Source organism: Pseudomonas fluorescens (genome assembly GCF_902497875.1).
Classification (GTDB): Bacteria; Pseudomonadota; Gammaproteobacteria; order Pseudomonadales; family Pseudomonadaceae; genus Aquipseudomonas; species Aquipseudomonas fluorescens_BR.
In genome coordinates, this window is the sequence record NZ_CABVHY010000107.1 from 1 (window position 1) to 1,801 (window position 1,801).

Genomic DNA, 1,801 nt, shown 5'->3' on the forward strand with positions numbered 1-1,801 from the left:
ACATCGACGCCAGTTTCAAGGCCCTGCGCGGCCTGCCCGAGGTCGAAGCCGGCGGCCTGGGCTATGTCGGTTTCTGCATGGGCGGCAAGCTCGCGTACCTGACCGCGACCCGTACCGATGTCGCCTGCTCCGTGGGCTATTACGGCATGGGCATCGAACAGCTGCTCGAAGAAGCCAACAACATCAAAGGCCGCCTGGTGCTGCACTTCGCCGAACAGGATGGCTACTGCGACGCCGATGCCAGGTCGCTCATCAGCAAACGTCTGGCTGGACGCGACAAGGTCGAGATGTACACCTACCCCGACGTCGACCACGCCTTCGCCCGCAACGGCGGCATGCACTACAACAAGCCGGCAGCGTTGATGGCCCATGAGCGCACCATCGCCGCGCTCAAGCAGGAAATCGGCCCGCACTACAACCTGTCCGACCTGTGGGAAAAGCACATCGAACTCGAATTCGCCGTGCGCGATGTGCCGGCGACCATGGCGACCATGGTCGCAGAACCCTACGTCAACCATATCCCGACCATGACCGGTGGCGTGGGCAACCGAGAGCTGAGCCGCTTCTACCAGAACCACTTCGTCCACGCCAACCCGCCGGACATGAAACTGGTGCCGATCTCGCGCACCGTCGGCGCCTCGCAGATCGTCGACGAGTTCGTCATGTGCTTCACCCACACCAGCGAAATCGACTGGATGCTGCCCAATGTCGCCCCGACCGGGAAGTACGTCGAAATCCCGATGCTGGGCGTGATCAAGTTCCGTGGCGACAAGCTCTGCCATGAGCACATCTATTGGGACCAGGCCAGCGTCCTGGTGCAGATCGGCCTGCTCGATCCCACCGGCCTGCCGGTGGCTGGCATCGAAACCGCGAAGAAGCTGCTCGACGAACAACTGCCGTCCAACACCCTCATGGGCAAATGGCCGAGTAGTGCCGACCGCTAAACCCAACACGCTCACTCAAGAAAATCTCGAGGCGAACGAGGGACTTGTGGCGAGGGGGCTTGGTTCAGTCTGCCCGGGCGCTGGAGGTCTGGTGCGGCAATTCGCCAAAACGCTCTCGGTAGTAATGGGCAAAGCGGCCGAGATGACCGAAGCCATGCTCCAGGGCGACTTCGGTGATGCTCAGGTCGCGACGACCGAGCAAACGTTCACGCACCGCTTCAAGCCGCAGGTTGCGCAAGCGCTCCATGGGCGTTTGCCCGTAACAGCGCTGGCACAAGGTGTTAAGACTGCGCACGCTCATCCCCCCCGCCGCCGCCAGCTTCCCCAGGGTGAGCGCTTCACCAAGGTGGCTGCGCATCAAACCTTCGATCTTCTGCAGCTGACGCATTGCCTGACGCTGTGCCGGCGACTCGACGATTGCCGTCGGGGCCGAGTCGACTTTCGGCGGGTGAGTCAGCAAGAACAGCGGCAGGCTCTCCTCCAGGTGACGCAGCCAGTGCCCATGCACCGGCCCGCCGGCGCTGGAGCCCAGTTGTTCGAGCAAGTCGTCCACCAACCGCAGCCAGCCACGCGTCTGGTCGGTGTCGAGCCGATAGGCTGGCGGCAAGGTAAACCCCACGGCAAGTCCCCCTTCATCCACCAGCCGCTCTTGCATCATCCTCAACAGGCTGCGCGGTACCTTTAGCAGCAATTGTTCGCAGCCGCTGTGCCAGACCAGGCGGGCCTGGCGGTTGGGCGAGAGGACCGCCACCTGGCCCGCTTCCAGCTCCAGCGAAAGGCCATCGCATTCAATGCTCGCCCGGCCCCGCAAGGGCATCTGCATCAGCACGAAATCGGTAAAGGGGCGTGGCCGCACC

2 protein-coding genes are annotated in these 1,801 nt (G+C 63.2%); one reads left to right on the forward strand and one right to left on the reverse strand.

Annotated elements, in window-relative coordinates:
- Positions 1–944 (forward strand): dienelactone hydrolase family protein (locus tag F8N85_RS33875; protein WP_150807673.1); only part of this gene is annotated, 944 nt, incomplete at its 5' end.
- A gap of 64 nt (positions 945–1,008) precedes the next feature.
- Here F8N85_RS33875 and F8N85_RS33880 read toward each other — a convergent pair.
- Positions 1,009–1,801 (reverse strand): AraC family transcriptional regulator (locus F8N85_RS33880; protein WP_150807674.1); only part of this gene is annotated, 793 nt, incomplete at its 5' end.